Below are 20,318 nucleotides of genomic sequence, written 5' to 3'. Positions count from 1 at the left end.
GACGACAAAGTCTCGATCAGGTCTCGCCAATGACGGTGCGTGACCACTAATGTGATCAAATCATGAGCATCCATGAGCGGCACCGGCTGAGTGTGGTGGTCAACGCGCGCGGGACGTTCACGCCGCTGGGGGTGTCGCGGAGCTCGGCCGGAGTGGCCGGCGCCGTCGCCGAGGCACTGCCGGAGTTCTTCGTGATGGAAGAGCTCCGGGACCGGGTCAGCGACGCGATCGCGTCCGCCACCGGCGCCCAGGCCGGCACTGTGGTGCACTGCACGTCATCGGCCATCACCCTGGCCGTGGCCGCCGCGATGGCCGGCACCGACCCGCGCCGGATCGCCGCGCTGCCGGACACCCGGGACATGCACAACCGGGTCGTCATCCCCGCCGTTCACGTGGTCGACTACGGCCAGTCGAACCTGCAGGCGATCCGGCTGGCCGGCGCTCACGTCAGCCTGGCCGGTGACGAGAACCGTTGTGGGCTCGACGATCTGGACGAGGCGCTGGACGAGCAGGAGGTCAGCTGCCTGCTGCTCACGTCCTCCCGGTTGACGCACGGGGAGCCCCTCGACCTGACGGCCGCGGTCCGGCTGGCGCACCGCCGCGGCGTACCGGCGATCATCGACGGCGCCGGCCAGTTCCCGCGGACGGCGGACCTGCTGGCGACCGGTGCCGACCTGGTGCTGATCAGCGGCCAGAAGTACCTCGCCTCGCCGACGGCGGGACTCGTCGCGGGATCCCGTCGGATGGTGCAGGCGGTTCGGGCCCAGGACCGCGGCATCGGCCGCGGGATGAAGGCGACCAAGGAGGCCGTCGTCGGCGTGCTGGCCGCGCTCGAGGAGTGGCAGGCGATGGACCGGGCCAAGTGGGAGGCGGACCAGGCGACGAAGGTGACGTCGTTCGTGCAGGCCGCCGGCGAGATTCCCGGGATCACCGCCGAGGTGATTCCGGACCCGACCTCGTTGCCGTTGTCCCGCGCTCTGCTGACCGTCGAGGACGCCGCCGGGCTGGCGCGCGAGCTGGAAGCGGGCACCCCGCCGATCTACGTGATGACCGACCGGGTGGACGAGGGTCAGCTGGTGCTGGAGCTGATCCCGCTCGACGCGGGCGAGATCGCGACCATTCTCGACCGGTTGCGCGTCCTGCTGGACAAGTGAAAGAGCCCGGTTTCCGCTGCTGGTGCAGGAGAAACCGGGCCCTGATCAGTTCACTCAGCGCGGCTGGTAGGACTTGCCGCCCTCGGAGCGACGGGGACCGCTGCCCCGGTCCGGGCGGCGACGGGCGTCGCCACCGCGACCCTCGAAGCTGCGGCCACCGGGCCGGCCACTGCCGAACCGCTTGCCGCCGCCACCCTTGCCACCGAAGCGCTTCGGCTTCGGCTCGGGCAGCTTGACCGGGTAACCGGACGGCTTGGTGCCGCCGGTCAGCTCGGTGACCAGCTCGTCGCCCGGACGAGCCCGGACCGGCTCGGTGTCGACACCGGCCGACTCGGCCATCCGGATCATGCCCCGACGCTGGTGCGGCAGGAGCAGCGTGACGACCGCGCCCTTGCCACCGGCGCGCGCCGTCCGGCCGGCGCGGTGCAGGTAGTCCTTGTGCTCGGCCGGCGGGTCGGCCTGGACGACCAGGCCGACGTCGTCGACGTGGATACCGCGGGCCGCGACGTCGGTTGCCACCAGCACCGGGACGGAACCGTCCTTGAACTGGTCGAGCGTGCGGTTGCGGGCGCCCTGGGTCAGGCCGCCGTGCAGCGCCGCCGCCATCACGCCCCGGTCACGGAGCTGGGTGGCGACGCGGTCGGCGCCCAGCTTGGTGCGGACGAAGATGATCGTGCGGCCGTCGCGGCTGGCCAGCTCGGCCGTCAGCGACTGCTTGTGCCCCGGCTCGATCACCAGCAGGTGGTGCTCCATCGTGGTGACGCTCGCCTGGCCGGACTCGGTCGAGTGCGTGACCGGGTCCTTCAGGTAGGTCTTCACGATCGTGTCGACGTCGTTGTCCAGCGTCGCCGAGAACAGCAGCCGCTGACCTTCCTTCGGGGTCATGTCGAGCAGCGTGGTGACCGCCGGCATGAAGCCCATGTCGCACATGTGGTCGGCCTCGTCGAGCACGGCCACCTCCACCGCGCCGAGGTCGGCAGCGCCCTGCTCGCACAGGTCGATCAGCCGGCCCGGGGTGGCGATCAGCAGGTCGACCCCGCGCCGGAGCGCGTCGATCTGCTTCGGGTAGGGCAGACCGCCCGCGATCAGCTTGACCGAGACGCCCATCACGTGCGCCAGCGGCTCGAGCGCGTCGTGCACCTGCATCGCCAGCTCGCGGGTCGGCACCAGGATCATGCCGCGCGGACGGCGGGACTCGGTGTGCCCGCCGGCCAGCCGCATCAGCGTCGGCAGGCCGAAGCCGAGGGTCTTGCCGGAGCCGGTCTGGCCACGGCCGAGCACGTCCTTGCCGGCCAGCGCGTCGGGGATGGTCGCGGTCTGGATCGGGAACGGCGCGGTGATGCCGTCCCGGGCCAGCCGCTGCACCAGCCGCGGCGCCAGGCCGAGGGCGGAGAACGGGTTGCCCTCGGCCACCGGGCCGAGGTCGACGAACTCTTCGACCGGACGCTCGGGGCGCTCGGTCAGCTCGACCCGCTCCGGACGCTCGTACCGGGTGCGCTCGCCGCGGTCGTACTGCGGGCGGTCGTACTGCTGGCGCTCGCTGCGCTGGTAGCCGCCGGACCGCTGGCCGGACTGCGGCCGGTCGGACCGGTCGAACTCGCGGCGCGGCGCGTCGGAACGCTGGTACTGCGGCCGGTCGCTGCGCTCGTTCTGCGGGCGCTCGGTGCGCTGGTACTGCGGCCGGTCGCTGCGCTCGTACTGCGGGCGCTCGGTGCGCTCCGGACGCGACTGAGCGGCCGGACGCTCGGCGGCGCGGTAGCCCTTCACCGGGCGGTCGGTCGAACGCTCCGGACGACGGTCGTCGCGCCGGTCGTTGTCGCGGCGGAAGCCACCGGAGTCGGCGGCGCGGTACGTGCTGTTGCCGCCGCGGTAGTTGCTGCTGTCACCGCGGTAGTTGCCGCTGGTGCCACGGTTGCCCTCGGCACGGTTGTCGCGGTTGCCGTCGCGGCGGTAGCCGCCGGCGTCACGGCTGTCGCGCGACCCGCGGTCGGAGTACTGGCTGGGGCCGCCCCGGCGCTCGCCGCGGGCGACGTCGTTGCGGACCTCGCCACGGTTCTCGCCGCCGGTGCTCGGCACGGCCTCGGCCGCCATCCGCTCGCCGTACGACTGGGTCTGGAACTTCTTGTGGCGGGGCTTCTTCACCCGATCGCCGGCGTCGGCGCCGTCGCTCGGAACGAACTGGTCCTGGTGGTGCTGGGACACGCAATCTCTCTCTCAACGTCGCGGCCCGATGCCGGATCGGAGCCCACACACAAGCGCCGGCCACGAAACATGGCCGGATCTGTGCTGCGGGGCAGGAGACTGGGCATCGACCTGCGGGTGCTCATCGCATTGCACCCATGTCGCCGGGGATCATCAGCGGGTTGCTGAAACCGACGGGTCGGAGCGCCTGGGAAATGCTCTGGTGACGCGATTCGCGCACCGACGTCAGAAAGTATACCCCGCCGCACCGGCGGGCCTGACCACGAGCTCTGATCTGTCCGTCACAGCCACCGGCGGGGCCGCCCGGCGGCGCCCTGCGAGGCGCCCGGGTCTCAAGGGAGCTTCAGGTCTTGCGTGCCCTCCTAGGGTGAGGGTATGGCGCAGGAACACGTTGTCAGCAAGGACCACTGGCTGTCGATCGGCGAGATCGCGGCCCGTTCGGGCGTCGCCGCGTCGGCCCTGCGGTTCTACGAGGAGCAGGGCCTGATCAGCTCGCGACGGACCGCGGGCAACCAGCGGCAGTACCAGCGCAGCACGCTGCGCCGCATCGCGTTCGTCCAGGCGGCCCAGCGGGTCGGGTTGGCGCTCTCGGAGATCAAGCAGGCCCTGGACTCGCTGCCCGACGACCGCACTCCGACGCGCGCGGACTGGAGCCGGCTCTCCAAGACCTGGCGCAGCCGGCTCGACCAGCGGATCGCCGAGCTCGAGCGGCTCCGCGACGACCTGGACGGCTGCATCGGCTGCGGCTGCCTGAGCCTCCAGCGCTGCAACCTCTACAACAAGTCCGACCGCCTGGCCGAACGCGGCCCCGGCGCCCAGATCCTCAACGTCGGCATCCCCGGCAAGTGACGACACACACCTGCACAGAAGGTGCGCTCGCCCGGCGCGACCTAGCCGAGCTGTCTACGCGGGGGCCGGGCCGGTGCTGTTGCGGACGATGAGTTCGGGGCGGAAGAGGAACTCGGTGCGGGGAGTGGCGTGGCCGACGACCTCGTCCAAGAGGGACTGGACGGCGGCCAGGGCCATCGCCTGGACGGGCTGGCGGACCGTGGTCATCGGCGGGTCGGTGAACTCCATCATCGGGGCGTCGTCGTAGCCGACCACCGAGAGGTCGCCGGGTACGGACAGCTCCCGCTGGCGGGCGGCGCGGATCACGCCGAGCGCCATCATGTCGGAGCCGCAGACGACCGCGCTCACGCCGACATCGAGCAGCCGCTGGGCCGCCGCCGCGCCGCCCTCCACACCGAACATGCTCAGCTCGACCAGCTCGTCGACCTCGCCGTCCGACAAGCCGAGCTGCGCCTTCATCGCGGTCCGGTAGCCCGCCAGCTTGCGCTGGACGACGATGAACCGCTCCGGGCCGGAGGCGAACCCGATCCGCCGGTGCCCGAGCGCGACCAGGTGGGAGACGGCGAGCTCGGTCGCGGCGTACTCGTCGGAGGAGATGAAGGGAGCGCCGACGCCGGGCAGCCAGCCGTTCACGAAAACCACCGGCAGGTTGCGGTCCACCAGCGCCTGGTACCGGGCGTGGTCGGCGCCGGTGTCCGCGTGCAGGCCGGAGACGAAGATGATGCCGGAGACGCCGCGCTCGAGCAGCATCTCGACGTACTCCTCCTCGGTCGCTCCGGACGGCGACTGGGTGCACAGCACCGGGGTGAACCCGCGCTGCGACAGCGCCGACTCGATCACCTGCGCGAAGGCGGGGAAGATCGGGTTGATCAGTTCGGGCATCACCAGCCCGATCAGGCCGGCGGAGCGGCGCCGCAGCCGGGTCGGCCGTTCGAAGCCGAGCACGTCGAGCGCCGTCATCACCGCCTGCCGAGTGTCCTCGGCCACTCCGGGTCGGCTGTTCAGCACCCGGGACACGGTCGCCTCACTGACCCCCGCCTTGGCTGCGATGTCCGCCAGCCTCGCTCTGCTGCTCACGACCCGCACCCTACCCAGCCCGGATGGACCTTGCAGCAAGAACCTGCAAGTTCTTGCAGACTGAAACTGCGCACACCTGTCCAGAAAGTGAACAGTACGGACACCTCTTCCGGCGTAAACCTTGTCAGGAGCAGCCCGGCAGGCCAGGATGGGCCCACCCCCGCCCGGGGGCCTTTACTACGGATCGTCCGGCACGTTCCTGCCGGTGAAGGGATGAATCGTCATGGCCACTGTGTCTTTCAAGTCCGCGACCCGGGTCTACCCCGGCTCCGAGACGCCCGCCGTCGACAAGCTCAACCTCGAGATCGAGGACGGCGAGTTCATGGTGCTCGTCGGCCCGTCCGGCTGCGGCAAGTCGACCTCGCTGCGCATGCTCGCCGGCCTCGAAGAGGTCAACGAGGGCTCCATCTACATCGGCGACCGCGACGTCACGCACCGTCCGCCGAAGGAGCGGGACATCGCGATGGTGTTCCAGAACTACGCGCTGTACCCGCACATGTCGGTCGCCGACAACATGGGCTTCGCGCTGAAGATGCAGGGTGTCTCCAAGGAGGACCGCGCCAAGCGCGTGCTCGAGGCGGCCAAGCTGCTCGGCCTCGAGGAGTACCTGGACCGCAAGCCGAAGGCGCTGTCCGGTGGTCAGCGGCAGCGCGTCGCGATGGGCCGGGCCATCGTCCGGAACCCGCAGGTCTTCCTGATGGACGAGCCGCTGTCGAACCTCGACGCCAAGCTGCGCGTCCAGACCCGCACCCAGATCGCCGAGCTGCAGAACCGGCTGGGCGTCACCACGGTCTACGTCACCCACGACCAGATCGAGGCGATGACGATGGGCGACCGGGTCGCCGTGCTGAAGGACGGCCTGCTCCAGCAGGTCGACACCCCGCTGAACCTGTACGACAACCCGAAGAACAAGTTCGTCGCCGGCTTCATCGGCTCGCCCGCGATGAACCTGCTCGAGGCGGACATCACCGACACCGGCGCGAAGGTCGGCGACTACATCATCCCGATCGAGCGCGGCGTGCTCGGCAAGGCCGGCAACGACAAGACCCTGACCGTGGGCATCCGCCCGGAGGCCTTCCAGGTCTCCGACCAGGGCCTGCCGGTGAAGGTCGCGGTGATCGAGGAGCTCGGCGCCGACGCGTACCTGTACGGCACCGCCGAGCACAACAACGAGCACCAGCAGATCGTCGCCCGGATCGACGCCCGGATGCCGGTCGAGAAGGGTTCCACGATCCGGCTGGCCGCGGTGCCGGAGAAGCTGCACCTGTTCTCGACCTCGACCGAGGAGCGCCTGACGGCCTGATCCGCCGTACTGCGTGACGCCGGCCCCGGGTGGTTCGTCCACCCGGGGCCGGCATTCGTTCGTGCGGGGGTCAGTTCACGTCGCGGCGGCGGAACACCAGACCGCCGAGCGTGATCAGCACGACCGCGACGATGCCGAGGTACCAGGCGCCGTGCTCGAAGCTGAGCGCCTTCTCGACCGACTCGCAGTTGTAGTAGCCCTCCGGCGTCGACTTGCAGCTCTGCACGTAGTACGTCGTCCCGTGCATCACCCAGGCGTCGAAGTTGACCCGGGCCAGCCAGGGCTGGGCGCTCTGCAGGATGCTGCCGAACACGCCCTCCACCAGGACGGCGTACCCCATCACCAAGCCGATCGCGGCGGCGGTGTGCCGCAGCAACAGGCCCAGGACGCCGCCGAGCGCGCCGGCCACGGCGGTGAGCAGGCCGGCCCGGACCGAGGTCTCCGCCAGGTTGCCCCAGACCTCGCCGGTGGTCCCGGCGGTGCTGCCGAGGTCAGCGACGATCAGATACGTGCCGACCAGCAGCAAAGCCAGCGTTGCCACCGCGACCGGGACCATGCCGATCGCGACGCCGAGCAGTTTGCTGCCGTAGACCCGGAGCCGGCGCGGCTCGAACGTCAGCCAGTTGCCGATCGAGCCGCTGCTGAACTCCGCGCCGACGAAACTGGCACCGATCAGGAACGCCGCGAACGCCAGCAGGTAGGACGACCCGAGCAGCAACTCCGGCATCACCTCGGTGAAGACGGTCTGCGGCTTGCCCCACTGCTCCAGCGCCGGCTCGGGGTTGTTGCACATCTCGTCGACGGTCGGCTTGGGATCCGGCATCGACGCGTAGTTGTCCCGGCAGTCCTTCTCGTACTTCTCGTGGTTCGCCACCCAGTCCTTGTGCGCCTGCTCGAACTGGACCCGGTTCCGCTCCTGGTCGGCGGCCGACAGCGGGCGCGCGTTCCACCAGGTCGCGGCCAGCATCAGCACCGTGACGGCCAGCACCGCCCCGACTCCGAGCATCACCAGCCGGCGCGCCACCAGCCTGCGCAGCTCGACTCCCGTCAGCCGGATCACTGGCCGCCTCCTGTCGTCTCGGTCGCGCCAGTACGTCGGACGGCGTCCGGGGTGATCGCCTGCGAACCGGCCAGGCCTGGACCGCCGGCCCCGAGGCCCTCGTCGGCGGTGAGCTCCAGGAACACCGACTCCAGGTCGGCCCGGACCGGGACCAGCTCGGCGACGTACAGGCGCTGGTCGGCCAGCCGGCGGGTGACGTCCGCCGGGTGCTCGGCGCCGTCCACGAACAGGTAGTTGCCCTCAGCCCGCACCGTGAGTCCGGCCGCGGCCAGGACGGCGGTGGCCGCCGCCTGGTCGTCGATGGCCAGCTTCACCGTGGCCTTGCCGGTGCCGCCGATCACTTCCGCGACCGACCCGGAGGCGAGCAACCGGCCCTGGCCGATGATCGAGACGGTGTCGGCGACCTGCTCGACCTCGGCCAGGATGTGGCTGCTGACCAGGACCGTGCGGCCCTGCTCGCCCAGCGACCGCATCGTCTCGCGGATCTCCCGGATGCCGGCCGGGTCGAGACCGTTGGTCGGCTCGTCGAAGATCAGCAGGTCCGGCTTCTTCAGCAGCGTCGCGGCGATCGCCAGCCGCTGCTTCATGCCGAGCGAGTAGGTCTTGAACCGGTCCTTGCCGCGCTCCCCCAGCGACGTCTCGTCCAGCACCTCGCCGACCCGGGTCCTCGGCGCACCGATCGCGTCGGCCAGCAGTTCGAGATTCTTGCGCCCGCTGAACGCCGGGAAGAACTTCGGCGACTCGACGATCGCGCCGACCCGGGAGACCACCGCGGGCAGCTGCTCCGGCACCGGTCGGCCGAACAGGGTCATCACCCCGGCGTCGGCCCGGACCAGTCCGAGCAGCATCCGGATCGAGGTGGTCTTGCCGGACCCGTTCGGCCCCAGGAAGCCGTGCACCCCACCGACCGGCACGTCGAGGTCGAGTCCTTGGACCGCGACCACCTGCTTGCCCCGTCGGGTGCGGTACGTCTTCCGCAAGCCCCGCGTACTGATCGCCAGGTCCGCCATGCCACCTTCTCCGTCCGTCACGACCCGCAGCGGGCCGCAGTCTCGCGCGATGAGACGCCTACCCTCCCACTTTTGTTGCAGCACCGGCCGCTGTCCGCCGGACAATACCCCTGCCAGGTATCGGACCGGACTTGCCATCCATACCCCGAGGGGGTACCTTCTGAGGTGTCGATATACCCCTATGGGGTAGCAGTGAGGAAAGAGGGCCGCCATGACCACCGACGGGACCACCGAGCACGTGCACGGCTACACCGCCGAGAAGTCCAGCCACCTGAAGCGGCTGCGTCGGATCGAGGGCCAGATTCGTGGCCTGCAGCGGATGGTCGAGGAGGACAAGTACTGCATCGACATCCTGACCCAGGTGTCGGCCGCGACGAAGGCGCTCCAGTCGTTCTCGCTGGAACTGCTGGAGGAGCACCTGTCGCACTGCGTGGTCGAGGCCGCGCAGCGCGGCGGTCCGGAGGCCGAGGAGAAGGTGCGCGAAGCCTCCGACGCGATCGCCCGCCTGGTCCGTAGCTGACGTACCCGAGAAACCCTTGAAGGAGACAACGATGACGACCACCACCTACGCCGTGTCCGGGATGACGTGCGGGCACTGCACCTCCGCGGTGACCGAGGAGCTCACCAAGCTGCCGGGCGTCCAGCAGGTCAGGATCGACCTGAACGCGGGCGGCACCTCCGCCGTGCACGTGACCAGCGAGACGGGCCTGGACGAGGCCGCCGTCCGCGAGGCCGTCGACGAGGCCGGCTACGAGCTGGCCGCGTCCTCCCCGGGCGCGACGGCATGAGCCGGGCTGTCGTGGTCCGGCTCGGCGCGTTCGCCGGCGTACTGGCGCTGGCCTTCGCCGGCACCTTCGCGCTCGGCTCCGCGATCGACCCGATCGCGGCAGCCGACCCGGCGCAGGAGACGCCCGGCATGGCCGGCATGGAGCAGCCGGCCGCGGGGCACGGCGAAGGACACGGCGACGCCGCTGGGCAGCCGCCCGGGCTCGCCGTGTCCCAGTCCGGCTACACGCTGGTCCCGGCGACGACGTTCTTCCAGTCGTCGCAACAGACCGCGCTGCGCTTCACGATCCAAGGGCCGGACGGCAAGCCGGTCACGCAGTACACGAAGACCCACGAGAAGGACCTGCACCTGATCGTGGTCCGGCGCGACCTGTCCGGCTTCCACCACCTGCACCCGACGATGGACGCCACCGGCACCTGGAGCATCCCGTTCACCTTCACCGCGGGCGGCACCTGGCGGCTGTACGCCGACTTCCAGCCGGCCGCGCTCGACGAGACCCTCACCCTGGGCACCGACGTGAACGTGTCCGGCCTCTACATCCCCGTCCCGCTGAACGACCCGGCGAGCGCGACCACCGTCGACGGGTACGACGTGACGCTGGCCGGTACGCCGCAGGCGGGCAAGGAGTCCGAGCTGACCTTTGCCGTCAGCAAGGACGGCAAGCCGGTCACCGACCTGCAGCCGTATCTGGGCGCCTTCGGGCACCTGGTCTCGCTGCGCAGCGGCGACCTGGCCTACCTGCACAACCACCCGGCCGAGCACGCCGACGCCGGCACGAAGGGCGGACCGCAGATCACCTTCGGCACCACCTTCCCGACCGCCGGCACCTACTCGCTCTACCTGGACTTCCAGCACGCCGGGGCGGTTCGCACCGCCGAGTTCACCGTCCGGGTCGGCACCGACGGCACCGCGATCGTGCCGCCCACCCCGCAACCCAGCCACCCCGGGAAGAGCAGCAGCCCGGGCCACGGCGAGACCCCGCACGGCCACTGAGAGGAGGCATCATGACAACCCCAGAAGCAGGGCAGTCCGTCGAGCTGATCATCGGTGGCATGACCTGCGCCTCCTGCGCCGCGCGGGTGGAGAAGAAGCTCAACCGGATGGACGGCGTCACCGCCACGGTGAACTACGCCACCGAGAAGGCGAAGGTCACCTACGCCGAGGGCATCAGCACCGACGACCTGGTCGCCACCGTCGAGGCCACCGGCTACACCGCGGCGCTGCCGGCCCCGCCGGCCGGTGACCGCGGCGGTGACGAGGCCGGCCACGTCGTACCGGACGAGCTGAAGCCGTTGCGTCAACGGCTGGTCACCAGCATCGTGCTGGCGGTGCCGGTCATTGCCCTCGGCATGATTCCGGCGCTGCAGTTCGACTTCTGGCAGTGGGCGTCGCTGACACTGGCCGCTCCGGTCGTCACCTGGGCCGCGTGGCCGTTCCACAAGGCCGCCTGGACCAACCTGCGGCACGGCGCCGCGACGATGGACACGCTGATCTCGCTCGGTGTGGTCAGCTCGTTCCTCTGGTCGCTGTACGCGCTGTTCCTCGGCGGCGCCGGCGAGCCGGGCATGAAGATGCCATTCACGTTGATCCCGTCCCGCGGCGGGGGCACCGAGGAGATCTACCTCGAGGTCGCGGCCGGTGTCACCACGTTCATCCTGGCCGGCCGGTACTTCGAGGCACGGGCGAAGCGGCGCTCCGGCGCTGCGCTACGGGCCCTGCTGGAGCTCGGCGCCAAGGACGTCGCGGTCCTGCGCAACGGCACCGAGGTGCGAATCCCCGCCGACCAGCTGTCCGTCGGCGACGAGTTCGTCGTCCGGCCCGGCGAGAAGATCGCCACCGACGGCGTGATCGTCACCGGCAGCAGCGCGGTCGACGCGTCGATGCTGACCGGCGAGTCGGTGCCGGTCGAGGTCGGCGCGGGCGACCCGGTCGTCGGCGCCACCGTGAACGCGGGCGGCCGGCTGGTCGTCCGGGCCACCCGGGTCGGCGGCGACACCCAGCTCGCCCAGATGGCCCGGCTGGTCGAGGACGCGCAGAACGGCAAGGCCGAGGTCCAGCGGCTGGCCGACCGGATCTCCGGCATCTTCGTACCGATCGTGATCGGGCTCGCGCTCGGCACGCTCGGCTTCTGGCTCGGCAACGGATCGGCCGTCGAGGTCGCCTTCACCGCAGCCGTCGCCGTACTGATCATCGCCTGCCCGTGTGCGCTGGGACTGGCGACGCCGACCGCGCTGATGGTCGGGACCGGCCGCGGTGCGCAGCTCGGCATCCTGATCAAGGGTCCTGAGGTGCTCGAGTCCACTCGACGCGTCGACACCGTCGTGCTGGACAAGACCGGAACCGTCACGACCGGCCGGATGGACCTGGTCGACGTCCTGCTGGCCGAGGGCGAGCAGCGGGCCGACGTACTGCGGCTGGCGGGGGCGCTCGAGCACTCCAGCGAGCACCCGATCGCGCAGGCCATCGCCCGCGGCGCCACCGACGAGCTCGGCAAGCTGCCGCCGGTCGAGGACTTCGGCAACGTCGAGGGCCTCGGTGTGCAGGGCATCGTCGAGGGGCACGCCGTCCTGGTCGGGCGGACCAAGCTGCTGGAGGAGTGGAGCCAGTACCTGCCGGACGAGCTCGCGCACGCCAAGGAGCGCGCCGAGACCGAGGGCAGTACGGCGGTCGCGGTCGGCTGGGACGGCAAGGCCCGCGCCGTGCTGGTGGTCGCGGACACCGTGAAGCCCAGCTCCGCCGAGGCAATCCAGCAGCTGCGTGGCCTGGGGCTGCGCCCGGTCCTGCTCACCGGCGACAACGAGGCGGTCGCCCGCAAGGTCGCCGCCGAGGTCGGCATCGACGAGGTGATCGCCGAGGTGCTGCCGGCCGGCAAGGTCGACGCGGTGAAGGAGCTGCAGGCCGAGGGCCGGGTGGTCGCGATGGTCGGCGACGGCGTGAACGACGCCGCGGCGCTGGCGCAGGCCGACCTCGGCCTGAGCATGGGCACCGGCACCGATGTCGCGATCGAGGCGAGCGACCTGACCCTGGTTCGGGGCGACCTGCGCTCGGCGGCGGACGCGATCAGGCTCGCCCGGCGCACCCTGGGCACGATCAAGGGCAACCTGTTCTGGGCCTTCGCCTACAACGTCGCGGCGCTGCCGCTGGCGGCCGCCGGCCTGCTGAACCCGATGCTCGCCGGCGCGGCAATGGCCTTCAGCTCGATCTTCGTCGTGTCGAACAGCCTGCGTCTGCGTCGCTTCCGCCCGCTCACCCAGCAACCCTGACAGCAACGTCCGAAGGACCCGAGGCGCTTGCCTCGGGTCCTTCGGACGTCAGGAGCCTGTCAGCGGAGCCAAGCGGAGGTGTCGCTGGGGAGTTTGCCGGCGTCCAGGGGGGAGCTGGTCAGGACGAGCTCGGTGTGCGGTGGCAGCTCGACCGGGTCCGGGCCGAGGTTGGTGATGCTGACCAGGCCGGAGTCGCGCCGGAAGGCCAGGACGTCGGGAGGCGAGTCGAGCCAGGTCAGCGTGCCGTCGCCGAGCTGCGTGCGGCGGATGCGCAGGCCGTCGCAGTACAGGGAGAGCATCGAGTTCTGGTCGGCGCGCTGGGACTCGACGGTGAGGTTCTTCCAGTCGGCGGGTTGCGGCAGCCACGGCGTACCGGCGCCGAAGCCGAAGGGCGGTTCCTGGCCGGACCACGGGATCGGCACCCGGCACCCGTCGCGGCCGCGGTCGGTGCCGCCGGAGCGGGCGAAGATCGGGTCCTGCAGCAGCTCGTCCGGCAGGTCCTCGACCTCGGGCAGGCCGAGCTCCTCGCCCTGGTACACGTACAACCCACCGGGCAGCGCCATCGCCAGCAGCGCCGCGGCCCGGGCCCGGCGCTCGCCGAGCACGAGGTCGGTCGGCATGCCGTGCTTGCGGTCCTGGTGCGAGAACGACGTGTCCGGCCGCCCGTACTTCGTCACCGGGCGGGTCACGTCGTGGTTCGACAGCACCCAGGTCGGCGGCGCACCGATCGGCACGTGCGTGGTCAGCGTCAGGTCGATCGACGCGCGCAGCTCGGCGGCCTGCCACGGACGGGACAGGAAGTCGAAGTTGAACGCGGTCTGCATCTCGTCCGGGCGCAGGTAGAGCGCGAACCGTTCCTGGTCCGGCATCCACATCTCGCCGACCAGGAACCGGCCCTCGTAGGCGTCGGTGATCGCGCGCCAGCCGCGGTAGACCTCGTGCACCTCGTCGTGGTCGGTGTAGGACTCCTCGACCGAGTTCAGGTCCTTGAACAGCACGGCGGCGCTGTCGATCCGGATCCCGTCGACGCCGCGGTCCAGCCAGAACCGCAGGATCGCGTGGAACTCCTCGACCACCTCGGGGTTGCGCCAGTTGAAGTCCGGCTGCTCGGGCGCGAACAGGTGCAGGTACCACTCGCCGTCCGGGACCTGGGTCCAGGCCGGGCCGTTGAAGATCGACTGCCAGTCGTTCGGTGGCAGGCCGCCGTCGCGGCCGGGACGGAACAGGAACCGCTCCCGCTCGGGCGAACCGGGCCCGGCCGCCAGCGCCCGGACGAACCAGTCCTGCTGGTCGGAGCCGTGGTTCGGCACGATGTCGATGATCGTCCGGATGCCGAGCGCGTGCGCCTCGTCGATGTACGCCTCGGCCTCGGCCAGCGTGCCGAAGCTCGGCTCGATCGCCCGGTAGTCGGCCACGTCGTAGCCGCCGTCGGCCATCGGCGAGGGGTACCACGGGTTCAGCCAGATCGCGTCCACGCCGAGCTCGGCCAGGTAGGGCAGCTTGGCCCGCAGGCCGGCCAGGTCGCCGATCCCGTCACCGTTGCCGTCGGCGAAGCTGCGCAGGTAGACCTGGTAGATCGCGGCTCCGCGCCACCAGGTCGCGGTCCCGGTTTCCGACATGCTCTCTCCTTGGGTTTCGGGTGGGGGATCAGCCCTTGAGGCTGCCGGCGGTCAGGCCCGCCATGATGCTGCGCTGGAACACGAAGAACACCGCGATGGCCGGCAGGCTGGCGATCACCAGCGCGGCGATCAGCACGTTCTGCGGCATCTGCGCGGACAGCGACGCGATGCCGACGCTGATCGGCATCTTGTCGGTCTCCGGCAGCACCAGCAGCGGCCAGACGAAGTCCTTCCAGACCGTGACCACCGACAGGATCGACACCACGCCGAGGATCGGCCGCGACACCGGCAGCACGATCGACCACAGGATGCGCAGCGGCGACGCGCCGTCGATCTCGGCCGCCTCCAGCAGCTCGCGCGGGATCGAGTCGAAGAACCGCTTGAGCAGGAAGATGAAGAAGCCGTTCGCCGCGGCCGGCAACCAGATCGCCCACGGGGTGTTCAGCAGGTCGAAGTGGAAGATCGGCACGTCCTTGGCGACCAGGTAGGTCGGCAGCAGCAGCACCATCGGCGGGATCATCAGCGTGGCCAGCATCAGGCCGAGGATCAGCTTGCCGAACATCGGCCGCAGCTTGGACAGCGCGTACGCCGCGCTCACGTCCACGGCCAGCGTGAGCAGCCATGCGCCGCCGGCGTACAGGGCGGTGTTCTTCAGGAAGACGCCGAGCTGGAGCTGGTTCCAGGCCTCCGCGTAGACGCCGAAGTCGACGTCCTTCGGAAAGAAGCTCGGCGGGATCTGCGCCAGCTCGTCCGGCGACTTCAGCGCACCGGTCACCATCCAGTACAGCGGGAACACGAAGGCCAGCGTGAAGCTGACGACGACCAGGACCAGGACGGTCCAGTAGATCAGCTTGCCGTGCCACGAACGCAACGACAGCGGCGAGACCAGGGTCCTGGTCACCGAGCCGCGGCCGCCGTTCCTGCGTCGCCGGGGCCGCTTCGGGGTCACCGGCGGTGCTGTTGCCTCCAGCAACGGAGGTGGGTTCAACGTGGTGGTCATATCCCGCCCCTAGTTCTGGTTGTCCCGCGACACGCGCAGGTAGATCGCCGAGAACACCATCAGCACGACCATCAGCATCAGGCCGAGCGCGCCGCCGCCGCCGAAGTCGCCGAAGTTGAAGGCGTACTGGTACATCAGGTACGCCACCGTGACGGTCGCGTTCTCCGGGCCGCCGCCGGTCAGCAGGTACGGCTCGATGAACACCTGCATGGTCGCGACGACCTGGAGCAGCAGCATCACCAGCAGGATCAGCTTGGTCTGCGGGACGGTCACGTGCCAGACCCGCCGGAACAGTCCGGCGCCGTCCAGCTCGGCCGACTCGTACAGGTCACCGGGGATGCTCTGCAGTGCGGCCAGGTAGATCAGCGTGCCGGTGCCGAGGTTCATCCAGGTCGACACGATGACCAGCGAGATCAGCGCGGTGCTGGTCGAGTCGAGCCAGCTCAACGGTGGCAGGTGGAAGACGTCCAGCACCTGGTTGAACAGACCGGCGCCCGGGTCGTAGAACCACTTGAACAGCAGCACGCCGACGGCTGGCGGCAGCATCACCGGCAGGTAGACCACGAACCGCAGGTAGGCCTTGGCGTGCCGCAACTCGTTCAGCACGACGGCGAGCACGAAGGGGATCGCGTAGCCGACGATCAGCGCGAGCCCGCTGAAGGCGGCGGTGTTCAGCCAGGCGGACCGGAAGGCCGGGTCCGCGAAGACGGTCCGGAAGTTCTCCAGCCCCACCCATCGCGGCGGGTCGACGAAGTTCGTCTGCTGGAAGCTCAGCACCACCTCGCGGATCATCGGGTACCAGGAGAAGAAGGCGAAACAGATCAGCGCTCCGCACAGGAACCCGTACGCCGTGAGGTTCCTGCCGACCGCGCGGCGCGCCGCCCCCGGGTGGGAGCGGCGCACCGGCGGTCTGGCGGTGACAACGGCCATCAGGTGTTCTTGGCTGGAGCGGAACTCGTGAGCCCGCGCAGTAGGCGGGGGCTCACGAGTTCCGCTCCAGGATCTTGTTCGCCTTGGCTTCGGCGTCCGCCAGGAGCTTGTCGATGTCGGCGTCCTTGCGGGTGAGCACCGCGGACATCGCCACGTCGAGCACGGCGTACAGCTCCTGCGCCTTCGGCGGTTCCAGCTTGTTGGTGATGCTGGTCTGCGCGTTGGCGTACGGCGCGAAGTGCTCGACCGGGACGGTGGCGTACTGCTTGCGCAGCGCGGTGATCTCCTTGCCCGGCGGGGTGTCGCCGTACAGGTCGGGGATCGGCAGGCCGACCGGGCGACCCTGCGCCTTGGACCGCTGGTAGTTGAACTGGCCCTCACCCGGCGTCAGCTCGTGGAACTCCAGCCACAGCAGGCCGGCCTTGATCTTGTCCGGCGAGGCCTTCGGGTTGAACATGTAGCCGTCACCGCCGGCCAGCGAGGCCTTGCCCTCGGACTCCGGCACCACGGTGACGCCGTAGTCCTCGAACTTGCCCTGGAAGTCGTTGTTCACCGACTGCACGACGTCCGGGGCGCCGATCATCATGCCGAGCTTGCCCGCGCCCATCATGCGCATCAGGTCCTCCCACTGCAGCAGCTGCTTGCTGCCCATGGAGTTGTCGTTCCAGCGCATTTGCTTGAGGTTCTCCAGCACGGCCTTGCCCTCGGCGCTGTTGAAGGCCGCGGACTTGCCGTCCTCGCTCACCATCGTCCCGCCCCGGGCGTACAGCGAGGCGGCGAAGTGCCAGCCGCCGGTGTTGCCTGCGCTGTACTCACCGAAGCCGACGTGGCCGGCGCCGAGCCCGGCGATCTTCTTGGCCGCCTCGTGCACCTCGGCCCAGGTCTTCGGCGGGGAGTTCGGGTCCAGCCCGGCCTGGGTGAACAGCTTGCGGTTGTAGACCAGGCCCATGTTGTAGTTCGTCCGCGGCAGCCCGTAGGTCTTGTCGCCGTCCTTGAAGACGCCGAGCACGTCCGGGCGCAGGTCCTTCAGGGTCTTCACGCTGCCGACGTACTCGCTGATGTCGGCGGCCTGCCGGGCCTTGATGATCTTCTGGACGTCGGTGTAGTAGACGTAGAACAGGTCCTCCTGGGTGCCGCCGGCCAGCTTCGCCTGGAAGGTGTCGGGGTTGATGCAGGGGAAGGCGTCCTTGCTCTCGATCGTGATGTTCGGGTGCAGCTTCTGGAACTCCGCGACGTCCTCGTCCCAGGCCGTGCGCTCCTTCGGGTTGCTCTTCGGCGGCTGACAGCCGACCGTGATGGTCACCTTGGCGTCGGCGCCCCCGGAACTCTGCGCGGCCGGTTCGTCGTCCCCCGATCCGCAGGACGAGGCCACCAGACCCAGTCCCGCCACGAGCAACAGGCCGAGTGCCCTGCGATGGCTCGTTGTCCTCATCGATCTGCCCTTCTCGGTACGGCCGAGGGCGACTCCCCGCCCCTTGATGTGGTCCGTACCGTAGGCAACTCGACCGGATCTGCGCAATACTTCGATCTCAAGTTGCAAAAACGAGACTATCGAGGTCGGGCCCCGACAGGCAGAAAGGGTGGAGCGGGCAACTGCCCACTCCACCCTTCGGTGGCCGTGCTGCGTTCTGGACTGGCTCTCGTTGTCAGGCGGAGACCGGCGCGGTGCGCAACCGGGCGGTGGACGCGCGGACCACCAGCTCCGGCTCGAAGAGCAACTCGTCGGCCGGCACCGAGGCGCGCTCGATCAGCGCGACCAGCATGTCGACCGCCGCCCGGCCCATCGCGTCGATCGGCTGCCGGACCGTGGTCAGCGGCGGATCGGTGCAGTTCATCATCGCGGAGTCGTCGTAGCCGATCACCGAGACGTCCCCGGGCACCGACAGGCCGGCCCGGCGGACTGCCCGGATCGCGCCGAGCGCCAGGATGTCGCTGGCGCAGACGATGCCGGTGGCGCCGTGCTTGACCAGCCGGGTGGCGGCCGCGTGCCCGCCCTCGAGCGAGAACATCGTGTGCTCGACCAGCTCGGGATCGGCTTCCGGAGAGCCGAGAAAGGCGTCCAGCTTGCGGCGGGACGGGATGTGGTCCCGTGGGCCGAGCACCAGACCGATCTTCTGATGCCCGAGCGCCCGCAGGTGCCCGAGCGCCATCTCGGCGGCGACGAAGTCGTCCGAGGAGACCTGCGGGAAGCCGAGGTGGTCGACCGCTGCGTTCACCAGCACGGTGGGCAGCCGGCGTTCCTGGATCAGCTCGTAATGGGCGTGCGGAGCGTCCGCCTGGGCGTAGAAGCCACCGGCGAAAACCACACCGGAGACCTGCTGCTGCAGGAGCAGGTCGACGTAGTCCGCCTCGGACACACCGCCGACCGTCCGGGTGCAGAGCAAGGACGTGAAACCTTGCTGTGCCAGCGCGCCGCCGACCACCTCGGCGAAGGCCGGGAAGATCGGGTTCTGCAGCTCGGGCAGCACCAGGCCGACCAGCCGTGCGCGGTCGCCGCGGAGCTGGGTCGGCCGCTCGTAGCCGAGCACGTCCAGCGCGGTCAGCACCGCTTCCCGAGTCGCCTCGGACACGCCGGGCTTGCCGTTCAGCACCCGGCTCACGGTTGCCTCGCTGACTCCGACCTTCTTCGCCACCTCTGCAAGTCGTCGCGTCATGACGCAAACTCTACGCCACATTTCGCAAGAATTTGCGTCCACTTGCGTTCGAGTTCGGTGCGTTTCCTGTCCGTACGCGCTGCTCCACCGGTCGTCCGGGGGGTGGAACTGCGACACTGGAGCCGTGCCTCGTTTCGTCGCCACCCGCCCCGACACCGGTTTGCTGTCACTGCCCTGGGACATCCCGCTGGAGGACTGGCCCGAGGACCGACTGGTCGCGCTGCCGCGCGGTATCTCGCGGCACGTCGTCCGGTTCGTCCGGGTGAACGGCAGCGTCTACGCGATCAAGGAGGTGATGGAGCACCTCGCCCTGCACGAGTACCGGCTGCTGCGCGACCTCGAGCGGCTCGACTCCCCCTCGGTCGAACCGGTCGGCGTGATCACCGACCGGCTGGACCGCAACGGCGAACCGCTCGACTCGATCCTGGTCACCCGGCACCTGCAGTTCTCGCTGCCGTACCGGGCGCTGTTCTCCAGCACCCTGCGGCCCGACACCGTGAACCGGCTGATCGACGCGCTGGTCGCGCTGATCGTCCGGCTGCACCTGCTCGGCTTCTTCTGGGGCGACTGCTCGCTGTCGAACACGTTGTTCCGCCGCGACGCCGGCGCCTTCGCGGCGTACCTGGTGGACGCGGAGACCGGTGAGCTGCACCAGGACATCTCCGACGGGCAGCGCGCGCACGACCTCTACACCGCGGAGATCAACCTGTTCGGCGAGTTCCTCGACCTGCAGGAGGGCGGGCTGCTCGACCCGGACATCGACCCGCAGCAGACGGTCGAGTCGATCACCGCCCGGTACGAGGCGCTCTGGGCCGAGCTGACCGCGCCGGAGGAGTTCGCCACCGACGAGATCCACCGGCTGGACTCGCGGATCCGGCGGCTGAACGAGCTCGGCTTCGACGTCGCCGAGATCGACATCATCACCGACTGGGACGGCAGCCAGGTCCGGATCCAGCCGAAGGTCGTGGACGCCGGGCACCACTCGCGGCGGCTGCTGCGGCTGACCGGTCTGGACGTCGAGGAGAACCAGGCCCGCCGGCTGCTGAACGACCTGGACTCGTTCGCCGCCGCCACCGACCAGCAGAACGAGGACGAGGAGATCGTCGCGCACCAGTGGCTGACCGACGTCTTCGAGCCGGTGGTCCGCTCGGTGCCCCGCGACCTGAACCGCAAGCTGGAGCCCGCCGAGGTCTTCCACGAGGTGCTCGAGCACCGCTGGTTCCTGTCCGAGCAGGCCGGCCACGAGGTCGACACGCTGGAAGCCGCCCGCTCGTACGTCGCCACCGTGCTGAGCGCCAAGCCCGACGAGAAGCTGGCCCTGCCGACCGCTCCGGTGGGTGAATCGGACTAGGGGGTCTCCCGATCTCGGGCCGTAGGCAGGGAATCGGAAGACACGCCCCAGCGGTGCAA

Annotated in this window: 17 protein-coding genes; 8 read left to right on the top strand and 9 right to left on the bottom strand. The window is 70.0% G+C overall.

Annotated features, from left to right (window positions below; genetic code table 11):
* The first annotated feature begins 62 nt into the window (after nucleotides 1–62).
* Nucleotides 63–1,154: an aminotransferase class V-fold PLP-dependent enzyme gene (locus KFLA_RS05255; protein WP_012918728.1), complete on the top strand. Its 1,092-nt coding sequence runs from the start codon at nucleotides 63–65 to the stop codon at nucleotides 1,152–1,154.
* A gap of 54 nt (nucleotides 1,155–1,208) precedes the next feature.
* On the opposite strand, the gene KFLA_RS05250 is transcribed toward KFLA_RS05255, so the two are convergent.
* Nucleotides 1,209–3,356 (bottom strand): DEAD/DEAH box helicase, encoded by a 2,148-nt coding sequence (locus KFLA_RS05250; RefSeq protein WP_012918727.1) that lies wholly within the window; start codon nucleotides 3,354–3,356, stop codon nucleotides 1,209–1,211.
* A 375-nt stretch (nucleotides 3,357–3,731) separates the two neighbouring features.
* Between KFLA_RS05250 and soxR the strand changes: the two genes are divergently transcribed.
* Nucleotides 3,732–4,205: a redox-sensitive transcriptional activator SoxR gene (gene soxR / locus KFLA_RS05245; RefSeq protein ID WP_012918726.1), complete on the top strand. Its 474-nt coding sequence runs from the start codon at nucleotides 3,732–3,734 to the stop codon at nucleotides 4,203–4,205.
* A 54-nt stretch (nucleotides 4,206–4,259) separates the two neighbouring features.
* Here the strand turns inward: soxR and KFLA_RS05240 are convergent, their stop codons facing one another.
* Nucleotides 4,260–5,282: a LacI family DNA-binding transcriptional regulator gene (locus KFLA_RS05240; RefSeq protein ID WP_012918725.1), complete on the bottom strand. Its 1,023-nt coding sequence runs from the start codon at nucleotides 5,280–5,282 to the stop codon at nucleotides 4,260–4,262.
* A 223-nt stretch (nucleotides 5,283–5,505) separates the two neighbouring features.
* Here KFLA_RS05240 and KFLA_RS05235 point away from each other — a divergent pair, with 223 nt between their 5' ends.
* Complete coding sequence (locus KFLA_RS05235) at nucleotides 5,506–6,585, top strand: ABC transporter ATP-binding protein (protein ID WP_012918724.1); 1,080 nt, start codon at nucleotides 5,506–5,508, stop codon at nucleotides 6,583–6,585.
* A gap of 70 nt (nucleotides 6,586–6,655) precedes the next feature.
* Here KFLA_RS05235 and KFLA_RS05230 read toward each other — a convergent pair whose 3' ends face one another.
* Together KFLA_RS05230 and KFLA_RS05225 are read right to left on the bottom strand one after the other, a co-directional pair.
* Complete coding sequence (locus tag KFLA_RS05230) at nucleotides 6,656–7,645, bottom strand: ABC transporter permease subunit (RefSeq protein WP_012918723.1); 990 nt, start codon at nucleotides 7,643–7,645, stop codon at nucleotides 6,656–6,658.
* Nucleotides 7,642–8,655: an ABC transporter ATP-binding protein gene (locus KFLA_RS05225; protein ID WP_012918722.1), complete on the bottom strand. Its 1,014-nt coding sequence runs from the start codon at nucleotides 8,653–8,655 to the stop codon at nucleotides 7,642–7,644. The genes KFLA_RS05230 and KFLA_RS05225 overlap by 4 nt, the downstream gene beginning before the upstream one ends.
* Nucleotides 8,656–8,866: 211 nt before the next feature.
* On the opposite strand from KFLA_RS05225, the gene KFLA_RS05220 reads away from it, so the two are divergent.
* Genes KFLA_RS05220 through KFLA_RS05205 form a run of 4 tightly spaced genes read left to right on the top strand, consistent with a single transcriptional unit; the run spans nucleotide 8,867 to nucleotide 12,705 of the window.
* A complete protein-coding gene (locus tag KFLA_RS05220) occupies nucleotides 8,867–9,175 on the top strand; it encodes a metal-sensitive transcriptional regulator (protein WP_012918721.1) in 309 nt (102 codons plus the stop codon).
* Between the two features lie 31 nt (nucleotides 9,176–9,206).
* Nucleotides 9,207–9,443 (top strand): heavy-metal-associated domain-containing protein, encoded by a 237-nt coding sequence (locus tag KFLA_RS05215; RefSeq protein ID WP_012918720.1) that lies wholly within the window; start codon nucleotides 9,207–9,209, stop codon nucleotides 9,441–9,443.
* Complete coding sequence (locus tag KFLA_RS05210) at nucleotides 9,440–10,435, top strand: hypothetical protein (RefSeq protein WP_012918719.1); 996 nt, start codon at nucleotides 9,440–9,442, stop codon at nucleotides 10,433–10,435. The genes KFLA_RS05215 and KFLA_RS05210 overlap by 4 nt, the downstream gene beginning before the upstream one ends.
* Before the next feature lie 11 nt (nucleotides 10,436–10,446).
* Nucleotides 10,447–12,705, top strand: a complete 2,259-nt coding sequence (locus tag KFLA_RS05205; RefSeq protein WP_012918718.1) for a heavy metal translocating P-type ATPase — start codon at nucleotides 10,447–10,449, stop codon at nucleotides 12,703–12,705.
* 59 nt (nucleotides 12,706–12,764) lie between these two features.
* Here KFLA_RS05205 and KFLA_RS05200 read toward each other — a convergent pair whose 3' ends face one another.
* The 5 genes from KFLA_RS05200 to KFLA_RS05180 all read right to left on the bottom strand — a co-directional run bounded on the left by KFLA_RS05200 (nucleotide 12,765) and on the right by KFLA_RS05180 (nucleotide 18,908).
* Entirely contained in the window at nucleotides 12,765–14,324 is a 1,560-nt protein-coding gene (locus KFLA_RS05200; RefSeq protein WP_012918717.1) for a glycoside hydrolase family 13 protein, read from the bottom strand.
* Nucleotides 14,325–14,352: 28 nt separating this feature from the next.
* Nucleotides 14,353–15,324 (bottom strand): carbohydrate ABC transporter permease, encoded by a 972-nt coding sequence (locus KFLA_RS05195; protein ID WP_012918716.1) that lies wholly within the window; start codon nucleotides 15,322–15,324, stop codon nucleotides 14,353–14,355.
* Between the two features lie 9 nt (nucleotides 15,325–15,333).
* Nucleotides 15,334–16,254, bottom strand: coding sequence for a carbohydrate ABC transporter permease (locus KFLA_RS05190; RefSeq protein ID WP_012918715.1), 921 nt, complete (start codon nucleotides 16,252–16,254; stop codon nucleotides 15,334–15,336).
* Nucleotides 16,255–16,306: 52 nt separating this feature from the next.
* Complete coding sequence (locus tag KFLA_RS05185) at nucleotides 16,307–17,686, bottom strand: ABC transporter substrate-binding protein (protein ID WP_012918714.1); 1,380 nt, start codon at nucleotides 17,684–17,686, stop codon at nucleotides 16,307–16,309.
* 214 nt (nucleotides 17,687–17,900) lie between these two features.
* The gene (locus tag KFLA_RS05180) at nucleotides 17,901–18,908 is read right to left on the bottom strand and encodes a LacI family DNA-binding transcriptional regulator (RefSeq protein WP_012918713.1); all 1,008 of its coding nucleotides are present in this window, start codon (nucleotides 18,906–18,908) and stop codon (nucleotides 17,901–17,903) included.
* Nucleotides 18,909–19,032: 124 nt separating this feature from the next.
* On the opposite strand from KFLA_RS05180, the gene KFLA_RS05175 reads away from it, so the two are divergent.
* Entirely contained in the window at nucleotides 19,033–20,259 is a 1,227-nt protein-coding gene (locus KFLA_RS05175; protein WP_012918712.1) for a DUF4032 domain-containing protein, read from the top strand.
* The last annotated feature ends 59 nt before the right edge of the window (nucleotides 20,260–20,318 follow it).

Origin of the sequence: Kribbella flavida DSM 17836 (assembly GCF_000024345.1) — a bacterium.
GTDB classification, from domain to species: Bacteria; Actinomycetota; Actinomycetes; order Propionibacteriales; family Kribbellaceae; genus Kribbella; species Kribbella flavida.
This window is presented reverse-complemented; position numbering and strand designations above follow the sequence as displayed.

Bases quoted from the DNA above. Each gene is read 5' to 3' on its own strand.
- KFLA_RS05215 (WP_012918720.1), top strand. From the start codon at position 9,207: ATGACGACCACCACCTACGCCGTGTCCGGGATGACGTGCGGGCACTGC.
- KFLA_RS05255 (WP_012918728.1), top strand. From the start codon at position 63: ATGAGCATCCATGAGCGGCACCGGCTGAGTGTGGTGGTCAACGCGCGC.
- KFLA_RS05200 (WP_012918717.1), bottom strand. From the start codon at position 14,324: ATGTCGGAAACCGGGACCGCGACCTGGTGGCGCGGAGCCGCGATCTAC.
- KFLA_RS05190 (WP_012918715.1), bottom strand. From the start codon at position 16,254: ATGGCCGTTGTCACCGCCAGACCGCCGGTGCGCCGCTCCCACCCGGGG.
- KFLA_RS05185 (WP_012918714.1), bottom strand. From the start codon at position 17,686: ATGAGGACAACGAGCCATCGCAGGGCACTCGGCCTGTTGCTCGTGGCG.
- KFLA_RS05180 (WP_012918713.1), bottom strand. From the start codon at position 18,908: ATGACGCGACGACTTGCAGAGGTGGCGAAGAAGGTCGGAGTCAGCGAG.
- KFLA_RS05220 (WP_012918721.1), top strand. From the start codon at position 8,867: ATGACCACCGACGGGACCACCGAGCACGTGCACGGCTACACCGCCGAG.
- soxR (WP_012918726.1), top strand. From the start codon at position 3,732: ATGGCGCAGGAACACGTTGTCAGCAAGGACCACTGGCTGTCGATCGGC.
- KFLA_RS05210 (WP_012918719.1), top strand. From the start codon at position 9,440: ATGAGCCGGGCTGTCGTGGTCCGGCTCGGCGCGTTCGCCGGCGTACTG.
- KFLA_RS05235 (WP_012918724.1), top strand. From the start codon at position 5,506: ATGGCCACTGTGTCTTTCAAGTCCGCGACCCGGGTCTACCCCGGCTCC.
- KFLA_RS05225 (WP_012918722.1), bottom strand. From the start codon at position 8,655: ATGGCGGACCTGGCGATCAGTACGCGGGGCTTGCGGAAGACGTACCGC.
- KFLA_RS05205 (WP_012918718.1), top strand. From the start codon at position 10,447: ATGACAACCCCAGAAGCAGGGCAGTCCGTCGAGCTGATCATCGGTGGC.
- KFLA_RS05195 (WP_012918716.1), bottom strand. From the start codon at position 15,324: ATGACCACCACGTTGAACCCACCTCCGTTGCTGGAGGCAACAGCACCG.